The organism is Telmatospirillum siberiense (assembly GCF_002845745.1).
GTDB lineage: Bacteria > Pseudomonadota > Alphaproteobacteria > Rhodospirillales > Magnetospirillaceae > Telmatospirillum > Telmatospirillum siberiense.
Window position 1 is genome coordinate 1 of the sequence record NZ_PIUM01000078.1, and the last position, 1,496, is coordinate 1,496.

Below are 1,496 nucleotides of genomic sequence, written 5' to 3' on the forward strand. Positions count from 1 at the left end.
ACGTTTGCATGGACCGAGATCGCATCCGGATGCCCTCGCTGGCAGCGAAGATCGTACCGGCCGAGACGGCGGCGGAATTGATCAAAGACGGCATGACCATCGGCATGTCGGGCTTCACGAAATCGGGGGACGCGAAGGCGCTTCCGAAGGTCTTGGCCGAGCGGGCGAGCCGCGAGCCCTTCAAGATCACTCTGCTGACGGGGGCGTCGGTGAGCGACGAGATCGACAGCACGCTGACCAAGGCGGGGGTGATCAGCCGCCGGATGCCCTACATGGGCGATCCGACGCTGAGGAAGGCGATCAACGCGGGCGAGGTGATGTATGTCGACCAGCATCTGTCGGAAACGGTGGAGATGCTGAGAAGCAATCAGATCGCCGGGATCGACGTGGCGGTGATCGAGGCGACGGCGATCACCGAGGAAGGCGGCATCGTGCCGACGACGTCGGTGGGCAATTCGGCGAGCTTCGCCATTCTGGCCGACAAGATCATCGTCGAGCTGAACCTGGGCCAGCCGGAAGGGCTGGAGGGGATGCACGACATCTACATCCCGACGCGGCGTCCCTCGCGCGATCCGGTTCCGGTGGTCTCGCCCGACTCAAGGGTGGGCATACCCTACATTCCGGTGGATCCGGCGAAGATCGCGGCCATCGTGATTTCGAACAAGCGGGACAATCCGGTGAAGCTGGAGCCGGCGGACGAGGACACCAACGCCATCGCCGGGCATCTGATCGAGTTTCTCAAGCATGAGGTGAAGGCCGGGCGCCTGACCAACCGGCTGGCGCCTTTGCAGTCGGGCGTCGGCGCCGTGGCCAACGCGGTTCTGCAGGGCTTCATCGATGGTCCGTTCCACGATCTGACCATGTATTCGGAGGTCATCCAGGATTCGGTGTTCGATCTGGTGGACTCGGGCAAGCTGGTCTTCGCCTCGGCGACGGCCTTTTCGCTGACGCAGGACTGCTGGGACCGGTTGTTCAACAATTTCGAGAAATACAAGAAGCACATGCTTCTGCGTCCACAGGAGATCAGCAACCACCCCGAGGTGATCCGGCGCCTAGGTCTGATCGCCATGAACACGGCGCTGGAGGCCGACATCTACGGCAACGTCAACTCCACCCATGTCGGCGGCACCCACATGATGAACGGCATCGGCGGTTCGGGGGATTTCGCCGGCAACGCCTATCTGACCACCTTCGTGACCAAGTCGATCGCCAAGAACGGCAAGATCTCGTCGATCGTCCCCATGGTCAGCCATGTCGACCATCCCGAGCACGACGTCGATCTGCTGGTCACCGAACAGGGCCTGGCCGACCTGCGCGGCCTGGCGCCCCGCGAACGGGCCAAGGTGGTCATCGAGAACTGCGTCCATCCCACCTACAAGGACGCCCTCCGCGATTATTATCGCGAGGCCCTGATCCGTGGCGGACAGACCCCCCACGTCCTGGAGAAAGCCTTCTCCTGGCATGATCGCTTCAGAACCACAGGCAGCATGCTCCCC

The 1,496-nt window shown here is 62.8% G+C and carries 1 protein-coding gene; it reads left to right on the forward strand.

The annotated features are described in order from the left end of the window. Window positions 1-8 precede the first annotated feature (8 nt). On the forward strand, window positions 9-1,496 hold a 1,488-nt coding region (locus CWS72_RS27265), incomplete at its 3' end, for an acetyl-CoA hydrolase/transferase family protein (RefSeq protein ID WP_101253817.1).